Source organism: Arthrobacter sp. CJL-S3 (genome assembly GCF_056711635.1).
In genome coordinates this window covers 1,403,549-1,425,148 of the sequence record NZ_CM160046.1, presented here as the reverse complement: position 1 = coordinate 1,425,148, position 21,600 = coordinate 1,403,549, and the positions used below count along the sequence as shown (strand labels likewise).

The following is a 21,600-nucleotide window of genomic DNA, read 5'->3' as shown; positions in this document are numbered from 1 at the left end:
GGACGGACTGCGGGTTAGCTGTTGCGGACGGCGTCGACTACGTAGTCCACGGCCTTCTCAACGGCGATGTTTTCGGCGTTGCCGCTGCGGCGGTCCTTGATCTCGACGACACCGTCCACGAGTCCGCGCCCGACGGCGAGGATGGTCGGGACGCCGACGAGTTCGGCGTCGCCGAACTTCACGCCCGGGGACACCTTGGGACGGTCGTCGTAGATCACCTCGAGGCCGGCGGCCTCCAGTTCAAAAGCCAGCTTCTCCGCGGCGGCGAAGATCTCCTCGCCGCGGCCGACAGCCACCACGTGGACATCGGCGGGGGCGACAGCGCGCGGCCAGACCAGGCCCTTGTCGTCGTGGTTGGATTCGGCCAGGGCCGCGACGGCGCGGGTGACGCCGACGCCGTAGGACCCCATGGTCACCACGACCTGCTTGCCGTTCTGGTCCAGGACCTTGAGCTCCAGGGCTTCGGCGTATTTGCGGCCGAGCTGGAAGATGTGGCCCATTTCGATGCCGCGGGCGGTTACCAGCGGGCCGGAGCCGTCGGGGGCCTCGTCGCCGGCGCGCACGTCGGTGCACTCGATGACGCCGTCCCAGCCGAAGTCGCGTCCCGCGACCAGGCCGAAGACGTGCTTGCCGGCCTCGTTGGCGCCGGTGACCCACGCGGAACCGCTGACGACGCGCGGGTCCACCAGGTAGAGGAGCTTGGCGGCGCCCTCGGTGCCGAGCAGGGGCGCGTCCAGGGACAGCCCGGGGCCGAGGTAGCCCTTGACGATGAGGGGCTGCTTCTTGAGGTCCTCGTCGTTGGCGGCCTCGAGCGTGATTTCGCCGGCGATCGGCAGGAAGGATCCGATGTTCGCTTCGACGCGCTTGAGGTCGACGCCGCGGTCGCCCGGCAGGCCGATGACAACGAGCTGGCGTTCGCCGGTCGGCAGGGTGACGGCGAGGACGACGTTCTTGAGCGTGTCGGCGGCCGTCCAGGCGCCGCCGTCGGCCTCGGCGCGGGGCACCAGGACGTTGGAGGCGTCCACCAGGGTCTCGATGGTGGGGGTGTCCGGGGTGTCCCGGACCTCGGCGGCCGGGGCGTTGCTGAAGTCGATGTCCGCGGGGACCACGGTGGTGACCGCCTCGACGTTGGCTGCGTAGCCGCCGGCGGAGCGCACGAAGGTGTCCTCGCCGATCTCGGTGGGGTGCAGGAATTCCTCGCTCTTGGAGCCGCCCATGGCCCCGGCCGTGGCGGCCACCGGAATGACCTCGAGGCCGAGGCGCTCGAAGATCTTCAGGTAGGCGCCGCGGTGCGCCGCGTAGCTGGCGTCCAGGCCGGCGTCGTCGACGTCGAAGGAGTAGGAATCCTTCATGATGAACTCGCGGCCGCGCAGCAGGCCTGCCCGCGGACGTGCCTCGTCGCGGTACTTGTTCTGGATCTGGTAGATGCTCAGCGGCAGGTCCTTGTACGAGGAGTACAGGTCCTTGACCAGCAGGGTGAACATTTCCTCGTGGGTGGGCGCCAGCAGGTAGTCGTTGCCCTTGCGGTCCTTGAGCCGGAAGATGCCCTCGCCGTACTCGGTCCAGCGGTTGGTGACCTCGTAGGGTTCCTTGGGCAGCAGGGCCGGGAAGTGCACTTCCTGGGCGCCGATGGCGGCCATTTCCTCACGGATGACCGTCTCCACCTTGCGCAGCACACTCAGCCCCAGCGGAAGCCAGGTGTAGATGCCCGGGGCCGCACGGCGGATGTAACCGGCGCGGACCAGGAGCCGGTGGCTGGCCACCTCGGCGTCGGCGGGATCTTCACGCAGGGTGCGCAGGAACAGCTTGGAGAGTCGAAGGACCACTGGGTATCTATCCGTTTCTGGGAAGGTGCGGGGCAAAGCAGCAAAGCTGTGAATAGAGCTGTGAATCAGTAGCACCGGGGAAACCGGCAAACGCGTACGTACTAATCTACCGTCAGCCCGGACACGGAAGAGCCACGCCATAACTGACGGAAGCCCCTGGCCGTCTCCGGCTGGTCATCCTGTCATGGCGTGGCTCTGCGGCCCCAGCACCGCCAAAGAAATTGGCCGTGTGTTCCGTTGTGTTGCCCTCAAGGGCGTCTGCATCCCCGGCTGCTGCTCCCGGGGAAACACGTGCCCATGCGACACGGTTAGCTCGAACCTATGTGACCCGGGCCACGAAAACAAGAGTCCGCATCCAGATATTTTCCGGCTGGGCGGGGACTGGCCGGAGGCTCCCCTTTTGCTACTTGATCAGTTCGGCCGCCGAGTCCAGCAGCGCGCCGGCCCTGGCAATGGCATCCTGTTCACTCTTGCCGCCCGAGGCCACGGCAGAGAGCAGTACCCCGCGCTGGACCGCCTGGACCGTAATCGTGGACTGCTGCCGGCCGTCGGAGATTGTCGTGTCGGTCCGGAAGGCAACCGCTGTGGGTAGAACCGAGACGCGCTCGAGCAGGGTCAGGTCCGTGCTGAGCTGGACGGCCCCCGCGGTGATCGACATCGTGGCACATTTTCTGAGCTGACCGGCCATGTCCTGGACCTGGGCCAGGAATGCTTCATCAAGACCTGACGCCATCGAGACCGCGGTGGACGCACCGCTGGCGGCGTCGGTGCTTGATCCCACGGCAATGGCGGCGTTGGCAGATGAAGGGGCGACCCCGGCGAGTGCCAGATCGCTGCATTCGGCCGGCTCCACCGTCGTCGCGGCCAGCGCGGTTCTGGTCTGCTCGAGGCTGGCTGCCAGGTCGATGGCGGGCATCACAGCCAGCGCGTTGCCCTGGGCATCCTTGAGCAGGCCCAGCAAAGCCGCAAGCTCTTCCTGGGTGTAGGTCTGTACCGGCGTAGCGGTCGGCGTCGGCACGGCGGATGTTGTCGCCGCCGCCGCGGCGGATGTCGTCGCCGCCGCCGCGCCGGGTCCCCCGGCGTCGTTAGCGCCGGCGCCGGGCGGGTTAGGGCTCCCGCCGCAAGCTGACAAGGTTGAAGCGAGCAGGACCGTGGCCCCAAAAATGCGCAGCGCGGATGTCTTCATGTTTCCCCCAAAACGAATGATTGCCGGCAGACGCCCGCTAGAAGAGCACTGTAGCGAACGTTCCGACCTGGCGGAAGCCGACCCGCTCGTAGGTGGCACGGGCCCGGGTGTTGAAATTGTTCACGTAAAGGCTCGTGACCGGGGCGAGGGTCTGGGCCAGGACAACGGCGGCGGCCATGTACCCGGCGCTGAGGCCGTGGCCGCGGAACTCCGGGTTCATCCAGACCCCCTGGACCTGCGTCACCTCAGGGGTGACCGCACCGAGCTCGGCCTTGAAGACCACCTCGCGTGCGGGGTTCAGGTGGACCAGGGAGTGGCCCTCGCGGATAAGGCCCTTGACGCGGCGGCTGTAGTACTCCCGGCCGCCAAGGTACGGCGAATAGCCCACTTCCTCTTCGAACATCGCCGCGCAGGCGGGGAGGATCTTGTCGAAGTCCGCCAGCTGGCCGAAGCCCAGCTGAGGGTTCGGCGCCACGGCGGGAGGCCCGGAGATCGTCATCAGCGGCTGGTCGTCGCGGATCTCATGGGCCGTCTGACCGAACTGTTCCAGCCCGGAGTACAGTGCCAGGACCGTCTCGGCCGGGCCGAAGATCGAGGCGTACCGGCGCCCGGAGCGGTGCGCGGCGGCGGCGACGGCACCGGCGAGCCCGGGGTCCAGCTGCACCGGGACCAGGTTCGCGCCGGCCCAGCAGGCACCGAGGAGGGTGTCGCCGTCGAACACGCCCAGAATGCTGGCGCCGCCGGTGGTGGGTGCCGCGGAACCGGCGGTGGCCAGATGGGACAGGATAAAGACGTTCGCGACGTCGTCCTGCCGTGCCAGGTCCACCAGCTGGGATGTGTCCGAGCCCCCCAGGGTCCGGACCGCGACGCCGGGAGCGGCGCCGTCCTTACGAGACGCTAACCACGGGGCTACCCTTGACAGCATCTTCGCCATCGGCCTCCCCCATCTCTTCAGCGATACGCATGGCCTCTTCGATCAGTGTCTCAACAATCTGGTCCTCGGGCACAGTCTTGATGACCTCGCCCCTGACAAAGATCTGTCCCTTGCCGTTGCCCGAGGCGACGCCGAGGTCGGCCTCGCGGGCTTCGCCCGGTCCGTTGACGACGCAGCCCATCACGGCAACGCGCAGCGGGATCTCCATGCCTTCCAGCCCTGCCGTGACCTGCTCGGCCAGGGTGTACACGTCCACCTGGGCGCGGCCGCAGGACGGGCAGGAGACGATCTCGAGCTTGCGCGGGCGCAGGTTCAGCGACTGCAGGATCTGGTTGCCGACCTTGATTTCCTCCACCGGCGGGGCGGAGAGGGACACGCGGATGGTGTCACCGATGCCGCGGGACAGCAGGGCGCCGAAGGCCGTCGCCGACTTGATGGTGCCCTGGAAGGCGGGGCCGGCCTCGGTGACGCCGAGGTGCAGCGGCCAGTCGCCCTGTTCGGCGAGCATCTCGTAGGCGGCGACCATGATGACCGGGTCATTGTGCTTGACCGAGATCTTGAAGTCGTTGAAGCCGTGCTCCTCGAACAGCGACGCTTCCCAGACCGCGGACTCCACGAGGGCCTCCGGGGTGGCCTTGCCATACTTCTTCAGGATTCCGGGTTCCAGCGATCCGGCGTTGATGCCGATCCGGATGGAGGTGCCGTGGTCCTTGGCGGCGCGGGCGATTTCCTTGACCTGGTCATCGAACTTGCGGATGTTGCCGGGGTTCACCCGGACTGCCGCACAGCCGGCCTCGATCGCGGCGAAGACGTACTTGGGCTGGAAGTGGATGTCCGCGATCACGGGGATCTGGGACTTCCGGGCGATGATCGGGAGGGCCTCGGCGTCGTCCGCGGACGGGCAGGCGACCCGCACAATGTCACAGCCGGAGGCCGTGAGCTCGGCGATCTGCTGCAGGGTGGCGTTGATGTCCGTGGTGGGCGTCGTGGTCATCGACTGCACACTGATCGGCGAATCGGAGCCGACGCCGACCGAACCCACCTTGATCTGGCGGGTCTTGCGGCGCGGGGCGAGGACGGGGGGCGGTGCTGACGGCATTCCCAGGCTGACCGAGGTCACATGGACTCCTTGTATCGAAGTAGGTCTGGCGGGGACGGCTAGGCGGCGTGGCCGGCCAGGAGGCCGGTCAGGGGTGCCCAGACCGTCGTGCGGGTGCCGGAGATGGCACCGGCGGCGTTGAAGGGATCCTGCTTGAGGACCTCGTTCAGGGCCTGCTCGTCGGCAGCCTTGAAAATCAGCAGGGCACCGGCGCCGTCACCGTAGGGGCCGCTGGCGAGCAGCGTTCCGTCCTGGGCCAGTCCAGCGGTCCATTCGCGGTGCGCCGGGCGGGTGGCGTCGCGGGCTTCGGAGGATTCGGCATCGTATACGTACTCAACAGCAAAAACAGTCATACGGATACACTATCGCCCCGTCGGCCAGGTACCCATCCGGGCGGCCGGGGCGGGCGGCGTACTTGCCCATCCGGGAGGCGGCCCGGCGGCGTCAGCCGAGGAAGAACACCTTGGCCAGGGCGGCGACGCCGGCCGCCCAAAGCAGGGAGGTCAGGGTGCCGATGATGAACCGCTCCGCGGCGACCGGCGTCTCCTTCAGCTCGGCGAAGCGGCCCAGGCCCTTGATCGCAATGACGTAGGCGATGGCGACCGGTTCGCCGGCGAGGACCGCGAGGCAGACCGCCAGACGCTCCAGCACTCCGATGATCGCGCCGCCGCGCAGGATCCTGACGCTGCTGACCGAAAGGGCTGCAGCACCCGCCTCCGCGGCGGCCGTGCCGGGCGCGGCGGATGCGGATGCGGTGCCGGTCGTGACAACGGGATCAACGGTGACGTCCGCCGCGGGGTCGTTTGCCGGGTCGGCGGCTCCGGCACCTGCAGACTGCCGGTCATCGATGGTCCGGGCGAGCCGGAAGACCAGGGACGTCACGGGCCATCCGACGAAACCGGCGGTGAGCAGGGTCAGTGTGATCCAGAGCGCGTCCACCGGTCTCCTTCCATGCTGTCCCGGGGGCTGGTATCCGGGTGCTGGTGCCCGCCCGGATCCGGGGTTCGGTCCGCGGGTTGCCCGCGGGCGTCGTCGTTGGCGGCGATAACTCCGTGGGCGAAGGCCAGCAGCATTTCCGCCGCAGGCCTCGCGGCCCATTCTTCCTGCCAGCCGGAGCGCAGCAGCGCACGGCTCACCGACTGTTCCGTGATTCCCAGTTCCTTGGCCGCGATCTTCTGGGTGCCGTGCGTGCCGGCATGGCCGTGCTGCACCGAGCGCAGCACATCCACGACCTTCCACTGGGCGGCCGTCCGGTCCTGGACCAGCCGTCCGATCAGCCGCAGCACCGCCTCGGCATTGGCGCAGGCGCGCGCACCGGCGGATCCGGCGGGCGAGGGAGCAGCCTCTCCCCTGCGCAGGCCGCCGGAGACGACAGCGACGGGCACGTGCGCGGCACTGGACTTGGCCTTCTCGACGGCCGCGCGCGCCGCCACGAAGGCCGGCCCGGATCCTTCCCGCGGACTGGCCGGCAGCGGCTGGTCCACCGCCCCGACCCCGATTCCCACGTACCAGCGTCCGCTGCGCAGGGCGTGCAGTGCGATGTCGACGACTTCGTCCGGGCGTTCCACGACTCCCTGGACCTCGTCCCCGACTGACCGCTCGAAGCGCCCGGCAGTGGAGAGCCCGGCCAGCTCCGCCAGGAGCTCCGGGACACGGTCGACGTCGGCGCTGCTGCCGCGCTGGTCGATGGTCATCACGTACATAGCCCCACCCTAAAGGGCTGATCCTGCAGAATCAATCACTTTCAACTGATTACTAAAAATAAGCCAAAATAAGCTGATAATGATGACTCAGCGTTATCCGGTTTGAGCGCATCCGGGGGCGCGACCGTCCCGGGTACCCGGCGGCCGTCAGGGGGCATTTCCGCGGGCCCGCAGGCCGCCGCGTCAGCCGAAGAGGTTGACCGGCTTGACGATGTCGGCGTAGATCAGCAGGGCGCCCATGCCCATCAGTAGCACCGCCACCACGTAGGTGACCGGGAGCAGTTTGGCGATATCGAACGCGCCGGGGTCCGGGCGGCCGAAGAGCTTGGCGATCCTGCGGCGGGCCCCCTCGTACAGCGCGCCGGCCACATGGCCGCCGTCGAGCGGCAGCAGCGGAATGAGGTTGAAGACGGCCAGCGCGAAGTTCAGTCCGGCCAGCAGCCCCACCAGGGTGGCCACCCGGGACTGCATCGGCACCTGCTCCATCGCCGCGACCTCCCCGGCCACGCGGCCCACCCCGACCACGCTGATGGGCCCGTTGGGGTCGCGCGGCGCTTCGCTGAACGCTGCCTCCGCCACGCCGGCCACCCGGGCCGGCAGGTTCAGAACGACGCCGGCGATCTGCTTGATGTTCTCGCCCGCCATCGGCAGGACGGTCGACGCCGGCTGCGGCACGAGCGCGGTCTGCGCCCCGATGCCCAGGAAGCCGACGTCCTGGTAGAGGAGGGTGCCGTCGGCGCTCTTGGCCTGGCGGCCGTCGTCGCCCACCACGGGACGGGCGGAGAGGACCGGGGTGACGGTGGTGGTGACCGGCACGCCGTCGCGCTCCACCGTGATGCTGACCTGCCGGTCCGCGGAGGCGCGGATCCAGCCGGTGAGTTCATCCCAGCTGGTCACGGCCTTGCCGTCGAAGGAGGTGATGACGTCGTTGGGCAGCAGGCCCGCGGCGGCGGCGGGCGTGAGCCGGCAGTCGGCGGAGTCCGGGTCCACGGTTTCGCCGGCCTTGACCTGGCATTTGGAGACGTCGGCGATGGTGGTGGTCTGGGTGGCGGTGCCGAAGCCCATCAGCAGCACGGCCGTCAGCCCGAGCCCGATGAGCATGTTCATGGCCGGGCCGCCGAGCATCACCACGATCTTCTTCCAGACCGGCAGCCGGTAGAACACCCGGTCCGCGTCGGCGGGGCCGACTTCCTCGTGCGCCAGCGAGCGGGCGTCCGAGGCGAGGGACTGGAACATCCCGGTGCTGGAGGTGCGCACGGTGCCGTCGTCCTTGTTCGGAGGGTACATGCCGATCATGGACACGAAGCCGCCCAGCGGGATGGCCTTGAACCCGTATTCGGTCTCGCCCTTCTTGCGGGACCAGAGCGTGGGACCGAAGCCGATCATGTACTTGGTGACCCGGACCTTGAACAGCTTGGCCGGCAACAGGTGGCCCACCTCGTGCAGGGCAATGGACACGGCGATGCCGATCGCCACAAAGACGACACCGAGGATAAAGAGGAGGACGGGACTCATGCTGGGATCTGCTGCTTCCTAGACGCTTCTGACGGCTAAACGTTCGTGCGTGCGGGCGCGTGCCCATCTTTCAGCATCCAGCACGGACTCCACCGTCAGCCCGGAGGATCCTGTGTGTTCGCTGAGCACTGCTTCGATGGTATCGACGATGTCGGTGAACCGGATCCGGCCGGCGTGGAAGGCCATCACGGCCTCCTCATTCGCGGCGTTGAACACGGCCGGGTAGGTGCTCCCCTGCCGGGCGGCATGCTTCGCCAGTCCGACGGCGGGGAACGCCCCGGTGTCCAGCGGCTCGAAGGTCCAGCTGGTGGCCTGGGTCCAGTCGCACGGCCGGGCCGAGCGGGGGACGCGGTCCGGCCAGCCCAGGCCCAGGGCGATCGGCAGGCGCATGTCCGGCGGCGAGGCCTGGGCGATCGTGGAGCCGTCGATGAACTGGACCATCGAGTGGACCACGGACTGCGGGTGGACGACGACGTCGATCTTCTCCAGCGGGATGTCGAAGAGCAGGTGCGCCTCGATGACTTCCAGGCCCTTGTTGACCAGGCTGGCGGAGTTGGTGGTGACCATCAGGCCCATGTCCCAGGTGGGGTGGGCGAGGGCGTCCTGCGGGGACACTCCGTGCAGCTCATCCCGGGTCATGCCGCGGAACGGGCCCCCGGAGGCCGTGAGGATCAGCCGGTCCACCTCGGCCGCGGTGCCCGAGCGCAGGCACTGGGCGATGGCGGAGTGTTCGGAATCGACCGGGACGATCTGGCCTTCGCGGGCCGCGGCCTTGACCAGGGCGCCGCCGACAATCAGGGATTCCTTGTTGGCCAGGGCCAGCGTCGCGCCCGATTTGAGCGCGGCCAGGGTGGGCGCCAGGCCGATGGAGCCGGTGATGCCGTTGAGCACCACGTCGGCCTCGATCTCCGCGATCCGGGTGGACGCGTCCGGCCCGGTGATGATCTCGGGACGGTAGCCGGTCACCCCGGCCGCGCCGGCGGCGTCGTCGATCAGCGCCTGGAGGGCGCCCGGGTCGCCGGACGCCACACCGATGGCCCCGGCCCGGGTGTGGACGGCCTGCTTGGCGAGGAGTTCGGGGTTGCCGCCGCCCGCGCTGAGCGCCACGACCTCGAAAAGGTGCGGGGCGCCGTCGACGACGTCAATCGCCTGCGTGCCGATGGAACCGGTGGACCCGAGGAGGACGATCTTGCGCGGCTGCATGGTTCCAGTATCCCGCACCGCGTTCGGTGCTCGGGTTGCCCGCGCGCGGCCCGGCCCGGCCATCCGGGGGCACATTGCGCCGGGACACGCCGTCGGATGGCCGGAAAACCCTCGTTGGCGCCTCAAAGCCGCCCCGGACGGAGGCCGGACCGGTGACGGATGTTGCCGCGCATTGACGCCGCGGACCGCGGGCGTAACGTGGGGATCGTGGAGTGGACGGCCTGGTTTGACGCGCCGGAGTACGAGTTCGCCCGGCAGGTGCTGCAGCGCGGCATCGCCGCCGTCTACTTTGTGGCCTTCCTGTCCTCGCTCAACCAGTTTCCGGCCCTCCTCGGCGAGCGCGGGCTGTTGCCGGTGCCGGAGTTCCTGGCACGCACCAGCCGCCTGCGCCGGCCCACCCTGTTCAGCTGGCGCTACTCGGACCGGCTGCTGCGGGCCGTCTGCTGGGGCGGCCTGGCGATTGCCGCCACGATCGTGCTGGGCCTGCCGCAGCTGGGCCCGCCCTGGGTTCCCATGCTGGCGTTCCTGGCGCTGTGGCTGCTGTACATGTCGATCGTCAACGTGGGGCAAACGTTCTATGGCTTCGGCTGGGAAATGCTGCTGCTTGAGGCCGGGTTCATTGTGGCCTTCCTGGGCTCCAACGAGACTCCCCCGCCGCGGACCATCCTGATCCTGCTGGCCTGGCTGGTGTTCCGCCTGGAGTTTGGTGCGGGCATGATCAAGATCCGCGGCGGCCGGGAGTGGCGTGACCTGACAGCCCTGTACTACCACCACGAGACCCAGCCGATGCCGGGGCCGCTCAGCCGGCAGGCGCATCTGCTGCCCAAGGCGTGGCACCGGCTGGAGGTCCTGGGCAACCATTTCGCCCAGCTGGTGGTGCCGTTCTTCCTCTTCGCCCCGCAGCCGCTGGCCAGCGTGGCCGGGGGCATCATCATCTTCACGCAGCTCTGGCTGGTGGCGAGCGGGAACTTCGCCTGGCTCAACTGGATGGCAATCCTGCTCGCCTTCGCCGCCGTCAGCGACCCGGTGGCGCATGCCCTGGTCCCGGCGATCCCGCTCGACTGGCACCCTGCGGCAGCAGGCACAGCTGCGGAAACCGCCGCGGGAGGCGTCTCCGGCGCGGCGACTGGCGCGGCCGGCAGCCAGGCGCCGGTCGCGTGGCTCGTGGTGGTCCTGCTCGCCACCGTACTGCTCGTGGTGCTCAGCTACCGCCCGGTCGAGAACCTGTTCTCCCACTACCAGCTGATGAACGCCGCCTTCAACCGCTGGCAGCTGGGGAACACCTATGGCGCGTTCGGCACGGTCACGAAGCAGCGGATCGAAATCGCCGTGGAAGGGACGCTCGCCGCGGAGCCCGACGACACTGCGGACTGGCGGGAGTACGGCTTCCGCGGAAAGCCCGGAGACGTCCGCCGGATCCCGCGCCAGTGGGCGCCCTACCACCTGCGCCTCGACTGGCTGATGTGGTTCCTGCCGCTGCGCACCGTGCACGAGCAGTGGTTCTACGCCTTCCTGGCCAAGCTCCTGGAGGCCGACCGTCCCACCCTGCGCCTATTGCGGCATGATCCGTTCGACGGCGCCCGGCCCCGCTGGGTGCGGGCACGCAGCTACCTGTACCGCTTCGCCACCCGGAAGGAATTCCGCGCCACCGGCCAGCGCTGGGTCCGGATCCCGCTGGGCGAGTCGATTCCGCCGCTGTCCCTGCCCCCGGACGACTGATGCCCGGACGACCGAGAGCCGGACGACCGAGAGCCGGACGGCTTTGAGCCGTTGGACGCGGATGGCCGGAATGGTTGTCACCATTCCGGCCATCCGGGTCGAATCAGTGGAGCACCCTGCCTACACGGACAGCTCGTCCTTCACCGGAGCGGCCTCCAACGCGGCCTGACGGCGGCGAAGCCACCAGGAGCCCACGAAGATCAGGGCCATGGAGACGTACACGACCACCGCGAACGGTGAGGAGAACAGCGCCGTGGGGTCGTTCTGGGAGAGCTGCAGCGAGCGCCGCAACTGCACCTCGAACATCGGCCCGAGAATCATCGCGACCACCAGGGGCGCCACGGGGTAGCCGTAGCGGCGCATGAAGTAGCCCAGGATGCCCACCACCAGGAGGATCCCGACGTCGGCCGCGGCGAAGTTCACCGAGAAGGCGCCCAGTGCCGCGAAGACCAGGATGCCCGCGTAGAGGTAGGGCCGCGGAATCTGCAGGATCTTCACCCAGAGGCCGACCAGCGGCAGGTTCAGCACCAGCAGCATCAGGTTCCCGACGTACAGGGAGGCGATCAGGGTCCACACCAGCGCGCCCTGGTTCTCAAAGAGCAGGGGCCCGGGCTGGATCTGGTAGCGCTGGAACGCGGTGAGCATCATGGCCGCGGTCGCCGTCGTCGGAATTCCGAGCGTCAGCAAAGGGACCAGGACACCGGCGGCGGCGGCGTTGTTCGCCGCTTCCGGCCCGGCCACGCCCTCGATGGCGCCCTTGCCGAACTGCGCCTTGTGCTGGCCCTTGGCCAGTTTCCGCTCCGCGGCGTAGGACAGGAAGGTGGACACGTCCGCGCCGCCCGCCGGGACCGTGCCGATGGGGAAGCCGATGAAGGTGCCCCGCAGCCACGGCTTCCAGGACCGCTTCCAGTCCTCCTTGGACAGCCAGGCGTTTTTGCCCTTGCTGACCGGGATGACCTCGACCGGCCCGTGCCGCAGCTTCGAGGCCACATACAGGGCCTCCCCGAGGGCGAAGAGGCCCACGGCCACCAGGACCATGTCGACGCCGTCGACCAGGGTGGGGTTGTCGAAGGTGAAGCGCTGTTGCGCGGTGCTGTCGTCGATGCCGATCATCCCGATGAACAGCCCCAGGCCCAGTGACGCGAGGCCGCGCAGCACCGAAGCGCCCAGCAGGGCACCGACGGTGAGGAACGCCACGATCATGAGTGCCACGTAGTCCACGGGCCCCAGGCCGACGGCGAGTTCCGCGACGACCGGCGCCAGGAAGGTCAGCAACACCGTGGCGATGGTGCCGGCGACGAACGAGCCGATCGCCGCCGTCGCCAGGGCCGCCGCGCCGCGGCCGGCCTTGGCCATCTTGTTGCCCTCCAGCGCCGTGACGATCGAGGATGACTCGCCCGGCGTGTTGAGCAGGATGGACGTGGTCGAGCCGCCGTACATGCCGCCGTAGTAGATGCCGGCGAACACGATCAGGGCGGCCGCGGGATCCAGTGCGTAGGTGATGGGCATCAGCAGCGCCACCGTCATCGCCGGACCGATGCCGGGAAGCACGCCGACGGCGGTGCCGACGAAGACGCCGCCCAGGGCGTACAGCAGGTAGACCGGCTGCAGCGCCGTCGAGAAGCCCTCGAGGAGCATCATGAAGCTATCCATTGAAGAACGGCACCCCCTCGAGCAACGGGCCCGGCGGGAGGGAGACGCCCAGCAGCCCGCCGAAGACGTACTGCAGCACGAGCGCCAGCACCACGGAAATGATGACCGCCTTCCAGAGCGGCTTGGCCTCAAGGGTCCAGGCCGCACCGCTGAACAGCACGGCCGCGGCAACGGGCCAGCCGGCCGGTTCGATCAGGAAGATGTGGAGCACCACGAAGCCCGCGAGTTTCGCGAGGGCCATCCAGTCGGTCTTGGCGTTAACGTCGAGGTCTTCGCTTTCCTCGGCCTGGCCCACCTTGCCGCGGAACACCTGGGCGACGATGCCGGTGCCAACGAGCACCAGCATGGTGCACACGATGTAGGGGAAGGCCCGCGGGCCGATGCCGGTCTCCGACGGCGGGATCGGAATGGACCCCGCCGTCAGGAGGCCCGCTGCGCCCACGCTCACGAACACCAGGGCGAAGAGGATCTCCCCCGTGGGCCGTTTGGCGGGCGTGCTGACTTGGGTGGACATTGTTACTTGACCAGGCCGATCTCAGTCAGCGTGGTCTTGACCTTCGTGATGTCCTCGGTCAGGAAGGTCTTGAACTCGTCGCCGGCAAGGAAGGCGTCGTCCCAGTTGTTCTTGGCCAGGGTGGCCTTCCAGGCCTCGGTGGCGTGCAGTTTGGTGACGACCTCGGTCAGCTTCGCCTTCTGCGCCTCGTCGATGGAACCCGGTGCCACAACGCCGCGCCAGTTGGTCAGGACGACGTCGATGCCCTGGTCCTTCAGCGGCTTGACGCCGGGCAGGGCCGGTGCCTCGGAGGTGCCGGAGACGGCGAGCGCCCGGACCTTGCCGGCCTTGACCTGCTCGGCGTACTCGCCCACGCCGGAGATGCCGGCCTGGACCTTGTTCCCGAGCAGGGCGGCGATCGATTCGCCGCCGCCGGAGTAGCCGATGTAGTTCAGCTTGTCGGATTCGACGCCCTGGGACTTCAGGATCTGGCCCGCCAGGATGTGGTCCGCGCCGCCGGCCGAGCCGCCGGTGATCGCCACGCCCTTGCCGTTGGCCTTGATGTCATCCACGAGGTCCTGGACGGACTGGTACTTCGACGACGCCGGGACGACCAGGACCAGCGGCTCTTCGGTCAGGCGCGCAATGGGGGTGGTGTCCTCCAGCCGGGTCTTGGCGGCGTTGGTCTCCACGGCACCCACCATGACGTAGCCCATCACCATGAGCGTGTTGACGTCCTTTTCGGTGGCGAGCTTGGCAAGGCCGTTGGTGCCGCCGCCGCCGCCGATGTTGCTGACCTGCGCGGAGGTGACGAGTTTGTTGGACTGCAGGTCCTGCTGCATGGCCCGGCCCGTCTGGTCCCAGCCGCCGCCCGGGTTCGCCGGAACGATGATGCTCAGCTTCTTGATCGGCTCCGCGGCGGAGCTCTGGCCTGCCGATGCGCCGGTGGCACCGCCGGCACAGGCCGACATGGCCAGGACGACGCCGGCCGCCCCGGCAGCGAGCGCAGCCCGGCGGGTGAAGCTGGACCGGGTGAAGTTGGAGTGGGAATTCATGGTTTCTCCTGTATGAATGTGACGCACGTCATCGGAATCACTTCCCAGAGACTAGAAGCCGCCCGGCCCGGGGGCCAGAATTTGGCCGTAGAGGTAGTAGTGGTCATATTGGTCACGGTTCCGGGCCCGGGATTGGCTGGTGCGCGGCGGCCGGGATGGGAAACTTGTGACATGGTTCACAGGATCCCCTTACGCTTCCAGCTGGTCGCGCTGCAGCTCGGCATCGTGCTGGCTGTCCTGACGGCGGTGGGGGCCGTGACCATCCGGATGCAGGAGCAGCAGCTCAGGGACGCGTACAAGGGCCGGCTGATCGGCGTCGCCGAAAGCGTGGCCCGGCTGCCCTCCGTGGTGAATGCCTTCGGGACAGCGGAGCCGGCCCAGACCATCCAGCCCATCGCCGAAGTCATCCGGCAGGCCTCGAATGTCACCTATGTGGTGGTGACGGACCGCAACGGCGTTCGCCAGTCCCACCCGAACCCCGCGGAAATCGGCCGGCCCGTGTCCACCGACCCGTCAGTGCCGCTGTCCGGCGAGATCTATGTCGGCACCCAGACAGGAACTCTAGGTGAATCCTGGCGGGTCAAGGTTCCCATCTTTGACGGTGCCGGCACCGTGATCGGCTCGGCCTCGGTGGGCGTGCTGGAAAGCACCCTGGCGGAGGACCTCTACGAGGACCTGCCCCAGCTGTTCGGCTGGCTCCTCGGGGCCGCGCTGCTGGGGTCGCTGGGGGCGATGTACATCTCCAAGCTCGTGTGGCGGCGGATCTACAAGCTGGAACCGGAGGACATCGCGGCACTGCTGGAGACCCGCGACGCGATGCTCCACGGCCTGGGCGAGGGGCTCGTCGCCGTCGACGCCGAGGGGAAGGTCGCGCTCGTCAACGACGAAGCCCGACGGCTCCTGGGCGTGGGCGAGGAGATCACCGGGAAACCTGCCGGCGAATGCCTGGAACCCGGGATCCGCCGGATGCTCGCCGCCGGATCAGCCACCGAGGAACTGGTGCTCTCCGGGGAACGGATCCTGCTGGGCAAGGTCAACGCCGCCACGGTGGACGGCCGCGAGGTGGGTAAGGTCCTCATCCTGCGTGACCGTACCGAGCTCCACTCGATCCTGCGCGACCGCGACGGCGCCCTGGACGTGACGCAGGCGCTGCGGGCCCAGGCCCACGAATTCGCCAACAAGCTGCACGTGATCTCGGGTCTCCTGGAGCTCGGCGAGCAGGACAAGGCCGTGGAGTACCTGGGCCGCAGCCACAGCGACGCCGCCTTCGTCAACCGCCCGCTCGCGGCAGGAATCACCGACCACGACGTCCGGGCGCTGCTGATTGCCAAGTCCACGGTGTGTGCCGAGCGCGGCGTCGAGATCCTGGTGAGCCCGGATTCGGTGTGCACCCCGGACGGTACCGGCGACGTCATCACGGTCCTGGGGAACCTGATCGACAACGCGGTGGACGCCGCGGGCTACGACAGCACCGTCGCCGTCCGGCTGGATGAAACACCCGGCGGCGAACGCACCATCACGGTCGAGGACGACGGGCCCGGCGTCCCCGAGCCGGAACGCGCGGCTGTGTTCGAGGCCGGCGTCACCACCAAAGCGGCGGAAGGCATCAACAGCCGGGGCTTCGGGCTGGCCCTGGTCCGGCGCGTGGCCCGGCGCCGGGGCGGCGCGGCATCGGTCTCGTCCTCCGCGCTGGGCGGCGCCTGTTTCACCGTAAACCTGAAAACAAAAGAGGCGGAACTACAAAAGCAATGAGCTCCATACGCACCCTCATCATCGACGATGACGTGGCAGTGGCCGGGATCCACCACGGATTCCTGCTGGCCCGCGGCGGCTTCGACGTCGTCAGTCTGGCCCACACCGGGCAGCAGGGCCTCGACCTGGCGGCGGAGCTGCGGCCGGAACTGGTCCTGCTGGACATCCACCTCCCGGACATGTCCGGCCTGGACGTCCTCCAGCAACTCCGCGGCCGCCAGCAGGCCCTGGACGTCCTGGTCATCACGGCCTCCCGGGAGCTGGACACCGTCCGCGGCGCCATGGCCGGCGGCGTGCTGCACTATCTGGTGAAGCCCTTCACGTCCCAGGCCCTGAACGAACGGCTCGACGAGTACCTGCTCCTGCGCCGGGAACTCGCCGCGGGCGGGGTTGCCGGGCCGCTGGACCAGGACAGCATCGACCGTCTCGTGGCGCCGTCGCGCCGGGCCAAAGCCGCGGATCCCCTGGTGGAACAGGTGGCAAGGCTGCCCAAGGGGCTGTCCCGGCCCACGCTGGATGCCGTCATCGAGGCGCTCAAGTCCAGCCCCGAGGACGTCTCGGCGGCCGGGATGGCCCTTCAGCTCGGACTCTCGCGGGTCAGCGCACGGCGCTACCTCGAGTATCTGGTCATCCACGGCTTCGCCCGGCTTACGCCCCGCTACGGTGCTGCCGGGCGGCCGGAGAACCGGTACTTGTGGAAGCGCTGAGCATGTCCAGTCCTCAAGGGCGGCACGGAGCATGCCCAGCTTTGATGGATAGCGCGGAGCATGCCGGTCCGTAGCCGTGAGTCACGGTGGACGCCAGGGCCGGACCGCGCACGATCAGTCACCCATCTGACGCAGATGGCTGCCACCGAGCACCCATCTGACGCAAATGGCTGCCACCGGGCATCCATCTGACGCAAATGGCCGCCACCGTGCACCCACCTGACGCAAATGGTCGCTATAGGACCCGCCATAGCGACCATTCGTGACGAATCGATGAGGTCCACACCCGTGGAACCCCTCCGGCCGGTATCGGAGTGCACCCGTCTGACGCAAATGGCTGCCACCGTGCACCCATCTGACGCAAATGGCTGCCACCGAGCATCCATCTGACGCAAATGGCCGCTATAGGACCCGCCATAGCGGCCATTCGTGACGAATCGATGAGGTTCAAACCCGCGGAACCCGGGCGCAGCTCCAGCCTCACGCCACGTTCAGCCAAACCGAGGGCCGGAACGTCCCGGAGCTAGTGCCCCGCGCGCCGCAGAGTTGATTCGGCGTGCTTGAGGATGGGCCCGTCGATCATCTTGCCCTGGTGCTGGAACACACCCGAGCCTGAGGCGGCCGCTGCCGCCAGCAGTTCGGTGGCTGCGGTGACCTCGGACTCGGACGGCGCGTAGGCCCCGCGCACCACGGCCACCTGGCTCGGGTGGATGCAGGCCTTGGACCCGAAACCCGAGGCGACGGCGTCCCGGGCTTCGACGGCGAGCCCGGCAAGGTCGGGGATGTTGACGTACACCGAGTCGACGGCTTCCTTGCCGAAGGCCCGGGCGGCGAGCAGGACAGTGGAGCGGGCGTGCAGCGCAACCGCGCGGTAGGCGCCGTCGTCCGTCCTGCTCGATGTGCCGCCGAGCGAGGCGATCAGGTCCTCGGCACCCCACATCAGCCCGACCACGTTGGGTTCGGCCGCGATGGCTGCGGCGTTGACGACCCCCAGCGCCGTCTCGCAGAGCGCGATCACGCTGTAGCCCTTCAGCTCCCTGAGCTGCTCCGCGTTTTCGGCCTTCGCGAGCATGATGTGCCGGTACGGGGTGTGTTTGAGGCAGTGCAGGTCCTTCTCGAATTCCTCCGTGCCGGCCGGGTTGATCCGGATGATGGTGCTGCTGGGGTTCAGCTCGGGAACCTCCCCGGTGGCGCCGAGCTGGGCGAGGATGGCGCCGCGGGCACGCTGCTTGTCCGCCGGAGCGACGGCGTCCTCCAGGTCCACGATCACGGCGTCGGCGCGCTCGGCGGCCTTCTGGTAGCGCTCGGGGCGGTCGGCAGGACAGAACAGCAGGGCAGGGCCCATCAGAAAGCTCATGTGTCTATTCTCCCCTTTGCGGCGGGTTCTTTCCCGGCTGAATTTGCCTGCTGCGCGGCGGTGTGCGCGTCCCTTGTCCACATCAGGCAGCTGCGGGTGGCCAGGGCCACGACCTCGCCGTGCTGGTTCCGGCCGGTGTGTTTCATGGTCACGATCCCCTGGCCCGGGCGGGAGGAGGACAGCCGCTTCCCGGTCACGACGGTCTCCGTGTACAGGGTGTCGCCGTGGTACATCGGGTGCGGGAAGGACACGTCGGTGAGCCCAAGCTGGGCGATGATGGTGCCCTGGGTCAGCTGCGGAACGGACTGCCCCACCACTGTGGCCAGGGTAAACATGGAGTTCATCAGGCGTTGGCCGAACGGCTGCTCAGCGCTCCAGGCGGCATCGAGGTGCAGGGCCTGGGTGTTCATGGTCATGGTGGTGAAGATGACGTTGTCCGCCTCGGTCACGGTCCGGCCGGGCCGGTGCGCATAGACCACGTCCTCCTCGAGCTCGTCGAAGTACAGCCCGCGCTGTTCTATGACACGGGCTTCGGTGGCGCGCTCCTGCAGCGGTTCGGTCGTCATACGGTCAGTTCCTGATCTTCCTCGAAGAGTTCGGCGCCGGTGGCCGCGGCCACGTCCTCGACTGTCACGTTGGGGGCGAGTTCACGCAGGACCAGCCGGGACGTGCTGCCCTCGGTCACGACGTCGATGACCGCCAGGTCGGTGATGATGCGGTCCACGCAGCCTTTGCCGGTCAGCGGCAGCGTGCACTGTTCCACAATCTTGGGCCTGCCGTTCCGGTCCACGTGCTCCATCATCACGATCACCTTCTTGGCGCCGAACACCAGGTCCATGGCGCCGCCCATGCCTTTGACCATCTTGCCCGGGATCATCCAGTTGGCCAGGTCACCGTTCTGCGCCACTTCCATCGCTCCGAGCACGGCAACATCCACGTGACCGCCGCGGATCATGCCAAAGGACGTGGCCGAGTCGAAGAAGGCGGCGCCCTTGTTGACCGTGACGGTTTCCTTTCCGGCATTAATCAGGTCCGGATCCACCGCGTCCTCCGCCGGATACGGCCCGACGCCGAGGATGCCGTTCTCGGAGTGCAGGACCACCTCGACGCCGGCGGGGATGTAGTTGGGAATCAGCGTGGGCATGCCGATGCCGAGGTTGACGTACTGCCCGTTGTGCAGTTCCCGCGCCACCCTGGCGGCCAGTTCGTTGCGCGTCCAGCCCTTGATCTCCACCCCGGCAGGGTGTTCGACGGCGGCCGGCCGGTACTCGTGGCGGACAGCCTCGGGACGGGGCGGGGCCCCCTGCACGCTGTTGGATTCCATGGCCTAGGCTCCTGACTGGTTTGCTGCTGTGGCGGCGGTGCCGGCTGCATTGTCGCCGGCGTTGCCGACTGCATTGTCGCCGGCGTTGCCGGGCGCGGACGGAGCAGCCAGGGCCACCGTCCGCTTCTCGACCCGCTTCTCGACGCCGGGCGCGAGCACCACGCGCTGGACGAAGATGCCGGGGATGTGGACGTGTTCGGGGTCCAGCTCTCCCGGCTCCACGAGTTCCTCGACCTCGGCGATGGTGATCTTTCCGGCCATCGCGCAGAGCGGGTTGAAGTTCATCGCGGTGGCGTGGAAGACGAGGTTGCCGTGGCGGTCGCCCTTCCAGGCGTGCACGAGGCCGAAGTCCGGGGTCAGCGACTCCTCGAGGACGTAGTCGGCGCCGTGGAAGCCGCGCACCTCCTTCGCCGCGGAGGCGATCGCGACGTTGCCGTCGGCGTCGTACTTCTGCGGCAGGCCGCCGTCGGACACCTGGGTGCCGACGCCGGCCGGCGTGTAGAACGCGGGGATGCCGGCGCCGCCGGCGCGCAGCTTCTCGGCCAGCGTGCCCTGCGGGGTGAGGACCACTTCGAGCTCACCGGCGAGGTACTGCCGGGCGAACTCCTTGTTCTCCCCCACGTACGAGCTGATGGTGCGGCGGATCCGGCCGTCCTTCAGGAGGATCCCGAGTCCCCAGTCGTCGACACCGCAGTTGTTGCTCACGGTTTCCAGGTTCGTGGCGCCGCTTTGGTGCAGGGCCTCGATCAGGGCCACCGGGATGCCGCAGAGCCCGAACCCGCCGACGGCGAGCGAGGCGCCGTCGTGGATGTCCCCCACGGCCTCGGCTGCGCTGGCAACAACTTTGTTAATCATCGTTGATCCTTCTCTCGGCGGGTGCGGCCAGCGGGCCTGCTAGAGCCCCAGTTCGCGGGCGATCAGCATCAGCTGGACCTCCGTGGTGCCCTCACCGACTTCAAGGATCTTGGAGTCGCGGTAGTGGCGTGCCACGGTGAATTCGTTGATGAAGCCATAGCCGCCGAACACCTGGGTGGCGTCCCGCGCGTTGTCCATGGCTGCCTCGCCTGCGACCATCTTAGCGATGGCCGCCTGCGTCTTGAACGGCTTCCCGGCGAGCATCCGCGCGGCGGCGTCGTAGTAGGCCAGGCGGGCGGTGTGGGCCCGTGCTTCCATCCGGGCGATCTTGAAGGCGATGGCCTGGTACTTGCCGATGTTCTGCCCGAACGCGCTGCGTTCCTTGGCGTATTTCACCGACTGGTCCACGCAGCCCTGGGCCGCGCCGACGGCGAGCGCGGCGATCGCGATCCGGCCCTCGTCGAGGATGGAGAGGAAGTTGGCGTAGCCGCGGCCCTCGGTGCCGAGCAGGTTTTCCTCGGGGACGTGGACGTTGTTGAGCGTCAGCGGGTGGGTGTCCGAGGCGTTCCAGCCGACCTTGTTGTAGGCCTTCTCGGCCTTGAAACCGGGGGTGTCGGTGGGCACCAGGATGGTGGAGATGTCCTTCTTGATGCTGCCGTCCGGGCGCTCCTGCTGGCCGGTCACCGCGGTGACGGTGACGAGCCGCGTGATGTCGGTGCCGGAGTTGGTGATGAATTCCTTGTTGCCGTTGATGACCCACTCCCCGCCGCCGCGCTTGGCGGTGGTCTTGGTGCCGCCGGCGTCCGAGCCGGCCTCCGGCTCGGTCAGGCCGAATCCGGCGAGCGCCTTGCCGGAGGCCAGCAGCGGCAGCCACTGCTCCTTCTGGGCGGCGTTGCCGAAGCGGTGGATCGGCATGGCGCCGAGGGAGACGCCGGCCTCCAGGGTGATGGCGACGGACTGGTCCACGCGGCCAAGCTGTTCCAGGGCGAGGGCCAGGGCGAAGTAGTCGCCGCCCATGCCGCCGAACTCTTCCGGGAACGGCAGGCCGAACAGGCCCATGTCCGCCATCTGGGAGACGACCTCGTAGGGGAAGCTGTGCTCCTCGTCGTGCTTGGCGGAGACCGGGGCCACCACTTCGTCGGCGAATTCGCGGACGGTGTTGCTGAGGTCCTGGTAATCCTCGCTGAGTTCAAAATCCGGCATGGTGACTCCTTCGTCT

20 protein-coding genes are annotated in these 21,600 nt (G+C 68.4%); 3 read left to right on the top strand and 17 right to left on the bottom strand.

What is annotated here, in order from left to right:
* Positions 1-14: 14 nt before the first annotated feature.
* The 9 genes from AC06G6_RS06345 to dxr all read right to left on the bottom strand — a co-directional run bounded on the left by AC06G6_RS06345 (position 15) and on the right by dxr (position 9,466).
* Positions 15-1,826: a proline--tRNA ligase gene (locus AC06G6_RS06345; RefSeq protein WP_479827400.1), complete on the bottom strand. Its 1,812-nt coding sequence runs from the start codon at positions 1,824-1,826 to the stop codon at positions 15-17.
* 403 nt (positions 1,827-2,229) lie between these two features.
* Positions 2,230-3,012, bottom strand: coding sequence for a hypothetical protein (locus tag AC06G6_RS06340; protein WP_479827398.1), 783 nt, complete (start codon positions 3,010-3,012; stop codon positions 2,230-2,232).
* A 37-nt stretch (positions 3,013-3,049) separates the two neighbouring features.
* Complete coding sequence (locus tag AC06G6_RS06335) at positions 3,050-3,937, bottom strand: GNAT family N-acetyltransferase (protein ID WP_479828560.1); 888 nt, start codon at positions 3,935-3,937, stop codon at positions 3,050-3,052.
* A complete protein-coding gene (gene ispG, locus AC06G6_RS06330; protein ID WP_069951145.1) occupies positions 3,900-5,066 on the bottom strand; it encodes a flavodoxin-dependent (E)-4-hydroxy-3-methylbut-2-enyl-diphosphate synthase in 1,167 nt (388 codons plus the stop codon). The genes AC06G6_RS06335 and ispG overlap by 38 nt, the downstream gene beginning before the upstream one ends.
* A gap of 38 nt (positions 5,067-5,104) precedes the next feature.
* The gene (locus tag AC06G6_RS06325) at positions 5,105-5,398 is read right to left on the bottom strand and encodes a YciI family protein (protein ID WP_479827395.1); all 294 of its coding nucleotides are present in this window, start codon (positions 5,396-5,398) and stop codon (positions 5,105-5,107) included.
* 91 nt (positions 5,399-5,489) lie between these two features.
* Complete coding sequence (locus AC06G6_RS06320) at positions 5,490-5,984, bottom strand: hypothetical protein (protein WP_479827393.1); 495 nt, start codon at positions 5,982-5,984, stop codon at positions 5,490-5,492.
* Positions 5,960-6,748, bottom strand: coding sequence for a MarR family transcriptional regulator (locus AC06G6_RS06315; protein WP_479827390.1), 789 nt, complete (start codon positions 6,746-6,748; stop codon positions 5,960-5,962). Before AC06G6_RS06315 ends, AC06G6_RS06320 begins: the two co-directional genes overlap by 25 nt.
* 183 nt (positions 6,749-6,931) lie before the next feature.
* Positions 6,932-8,263 carry a M50 family metallopeptidase gene (locus tag AC06G6_RS06310; protein WP_479827388.1) on the bottom strand — a complete coding sequence of 444 codons (1,332 nt, stop codon included), beginning with the start codon at positions 8,261-8,263 and terminating at the stop codon, positions 6,932-6,934.
* 18 nt (positions 8,264-8,281) lie between these two features.
* Positions 8,282-9,466: a 1-deoxy-D-xylulose-5-phosphate reductoisomerase gene (dxr, locus tag AC06G6_RS06305; RefSeq protein ID WP_479827385.1), complete on the bottom strand. Its 1,185-nt coding sequence runs from the start codon at positions 9,464-9,466 to the stop codon at positions 8,282-8,284.
* A gap of 207 nt (positions 9,467-9,673) precedes the next feature.
* Here dxr and AC06G6_RS06300 point away from each other — a divergent pair, with 207 nt between their 5' ends.
* Complete coding sequence (locus AC06G6_RS06300) at positions 9,674-11,185, top strand: lipase maturation factor family protein (RefSeq protein ID WP_479828559.1); 1,512 nt, start codon at positions 9,674-9,676, stop codon at positions 11,183-11,185.
* A 120-nt stretch (positions 11,186-11,305) separates the two neighbouring features.
* Here AC06G6_RS06300 and AC06G6_RS06295 read toward each other — a convergent pair whose 3' ends face one another.
* Genes AC06G6_RS06295 through AC06G6_RS06285 form a run of 3 tightly spaced genes read right to left on the bottom strand, consistent with a single transcriptional unit; the run spans position 11,306 to position 14,386 of the window.
* Positions 11,306-12,838 carry a tripartite tricarboxylate transporter permease gene (locus AC06G6_RS06295; protein ID WP_479827383.1) on the bottom strand — a complete coding sequence of 511 codons (1,533 nt, stop codon included), beginning with the start codon at positions 12,836-12,838 and terminating at the stop codon, positions 11,306-11,308.
* Positions 12,831-13,352 carry a tripartite tricarboxylate transporter TctB family protein gene (locus AC06G6_RS06290; RefSeq protein WP_479827381.1) on the bottom strand — a complete coding sequence of 174 codons (522 nt, stop codon included), beginning with the start codon at positions 13,350-13,352 and terminating at the stop codon, positions 12,831-12,833. Before AC06G6_RS06290 ends, AC06G6_RS06295 begins: the two co-directional genes overlap by 8 nt.
* Before the next feature lie 2 nt (positions 13,353-13,354).
* Positions 13,355-14,386 (bottom strand): Bug family tripartite tricarboxylate transporter substrate binding protein, encoded by a 1,032-nt coding sequence (locus tag AC06G6_RS06285; RefSeq protein ID WP_479827378.1) that lies wholly within the window; start codon positions 14,384-14,386, stop codon positions 13,355-13,357.
* Between the two features lie 171 nt (positions 14,387-14,557).
* On the opposite strand from AC06G6_RS06285, the gene AC06G6_RS06280 reads away from it, so the two are divergent.
* Positions 14,558-16,138, top strand: coding sequence for an ATP-binding protein (locus AC06G6_RS06280; protein WP_479827376.1), 1,581 nt, complete (start codon positions 14,558-14,560; stop codon positions 16,136-16,138).
* Positions 16,135-16,845, top strand: a complete 711-nt coding sequence (locus tag AC06G6_RS06275; protein WP_479827374.1) for a response regulator — start codon at positions 16,135-16,137, stop codon at positions 16,843-16,845. The genes AC06G6_RS06280 and AC06G6_RS06275 overlap by 4 nt, the downstream gene beginning before the upstream one ends.
* Before the next feature lie 523 nt (positions 16,846-17,368).
* Here the strand turns inward: AC06G6_RS06275 and AC06G6_RS06270 are convergent.
* The 5 genes from AC06G6_RS06270 to AC06G6_RS06250 are packed head-to-tail and all read right to left on the bottom strand — an operon-like array spanning position 17,369 to position 21,584.
* Positions 17,369-18,202, bottom strand: coding sequence for an HpcH/HpaI aldolase/citrate lyase family protein (locus tag AC06G6_RS06270; RefSeq protein WP_479827372.1), 834 nt, complete (start codon positions 18,200-18,202; stop codon positions 17,369-17,371).
* Positions 18,199-18,768, bottom strand: a complete 570-nt coding sequence (locus tag AC06G6_RS06265; RefSeq protein WP_479827370.1) for a MaoC family dehydratase — start codon at positions 18,766-18,768, stop codon at positions 18,199-18,201. Before AC06G6_RS06265 ends, AC06G6_RS06270 begins: the two co-directional genes overlap by 4 nt.
* Entirely contained in the window at positions 18,765-19,526 is a 762-nt protein-coding gene (locus tag AC06G6_RS06260) for a CoA transferase subunit B (protein WP_479827367.1), read from the bottom strand. Before AC06G6_RS06260 ends, AC06G6_RS06265 begins: the two co-directional genes overlap by 4 nt.
* Before the next feature lie 3 nt (positions 19,527-19,529).
* On the bottom strand, positions 19,530-20,381 hold the full coding sequence (locus AC06G6_RS06255; protein WP_479827365.1) for a CoA transferase subunit A: 852 nt from the start codon (positions 20,379-20,381) through the stop codon (positions 19,530-19,532).
* A gap of 39 nt (positions 20,382-20,420) precedes the next feature.
* A complete protein-coding gene (locus AC06G6_RS06250) occupies positions 20,421-21,584 on the bottom strand; it encodes an acyl-CoA dehydrogenase family protein (RefSeq protein ID WP_479827363.1) in 1,164 nt (387 codons plus the stop codon).
* Positions 21,585-21,600: the final 16 nt, after the last annotated feature.

Coding starts and splice junctions, on each gene's coding strand:
- AC06G6_RS06250 (WP_479827363.1), bottom strand. CDS start 21,584: ATGCCGGATTTTGAACTCAGCGAGGATTACCAGGACCTCAGCAACACC.
- AC06G6_RS06315 (WP_479827390.1), bottom strand. CDS start 6,748: ATGTACGTGATGACCATCGACCAGCGCGGCAGCAGCGCCGACGTCGAC.
- AC06G6_RS06290 (WP_479827381.1), bottom strand. CDS start 13,352: ATGTCCACCCAAGTCAGCACGCCCGCCAAACGGCCCACGGGGGAGATC.
- AC06G6_RS06285 (WP_479827378.1), bottom strand. CDS start 14,386: ATGAATTCCCACTCCAACTTCACCCGGTCCAGCTTCACCCGCCGGGCT.
- AC06G6_RS06270 (WP_479827372.1), bottom strand. CDS start 18,202: ATGAGCTTTCTGATGGGCCCTGCCCTGCTGTTCTGTCCTGCCGACCGC.
- dxr (WP_479827385.1), bottom strand. CDS start 9,466: ATGCAGCCGCGCAAGATCGTCCTCCTCGGGTCCACCGGTTCCATCGGC.
- AC06G6_RS06280 (WP_479827376.1), top strand. CDS start 14,558: ATGGTTCACAGGATCCCCTTACGCTTCCAGCTGGTCGCGCTGCAGCTC.
- AC06G6_RS06260 (WP_479827367.1), bottom strand. CDS start 19,526: ATGGAATCCAACAGCGTGCAGGGGGCCCCGCCCCGTCCCGAGGCTGTC.
- AC06G6_RS06275 (WP_479827374.1), top strand. CDS start 16,135: ATGAGCTCCATACGCACCCTCATCATCGACGATGACGTGGCAGTGGCC.
- AC06G6_RS06255 (WP_479827365.1), bottom strand. CDS start 20,381: ATGATTAACAAAGTTGTTGCCAGCGCAGCCGAGGCCGTGGGGGACATC.
- AC06G6_RS06310 (WP_479827388.1), bottom strand. CDS start 8,263: ATGAGTCCCGTCCTCCTCTTTATCCTCGGTGTCGTCTTTGTGGCGATC.
- AC06G6_RS06265 (WP_479827370.1), bottom strand. CDS start 18,768: ATGACGACCGAACCGCTGCAGGAGCGCGCCACCGAAGCCCGTGTCATA.
- AC06G6_RS06340 (WP_479827398.1), bottom strand. CDS start 3,012: ATGAAGACATCCGCGCTGCGCATTTTTGGGGCCACGGTCCTGCTCGCT.
- AC06G6_RS06295 (WP_479827383.1), bottom strand. CDS start 12,838: ATGGATAGCTTCATGATGCTCCTCGAGGGCTTCTCGACGGCGCTGCAG.
- AC06G6_RS06335 (WP_479828560.1), bottom strand. CDS start 3,937: ATGCTGTCAAGGGTAGCCCCGTGGTTAGCGTCTCGTAAGGACGGCGCC.
- AC06G6_RS06325 (WP_479827395.1), bottom strand. CDS start 5,398: ATGACTGTTTTTGCTGTTGAGTACGTATACGATGCCGAATCCTCCGAA.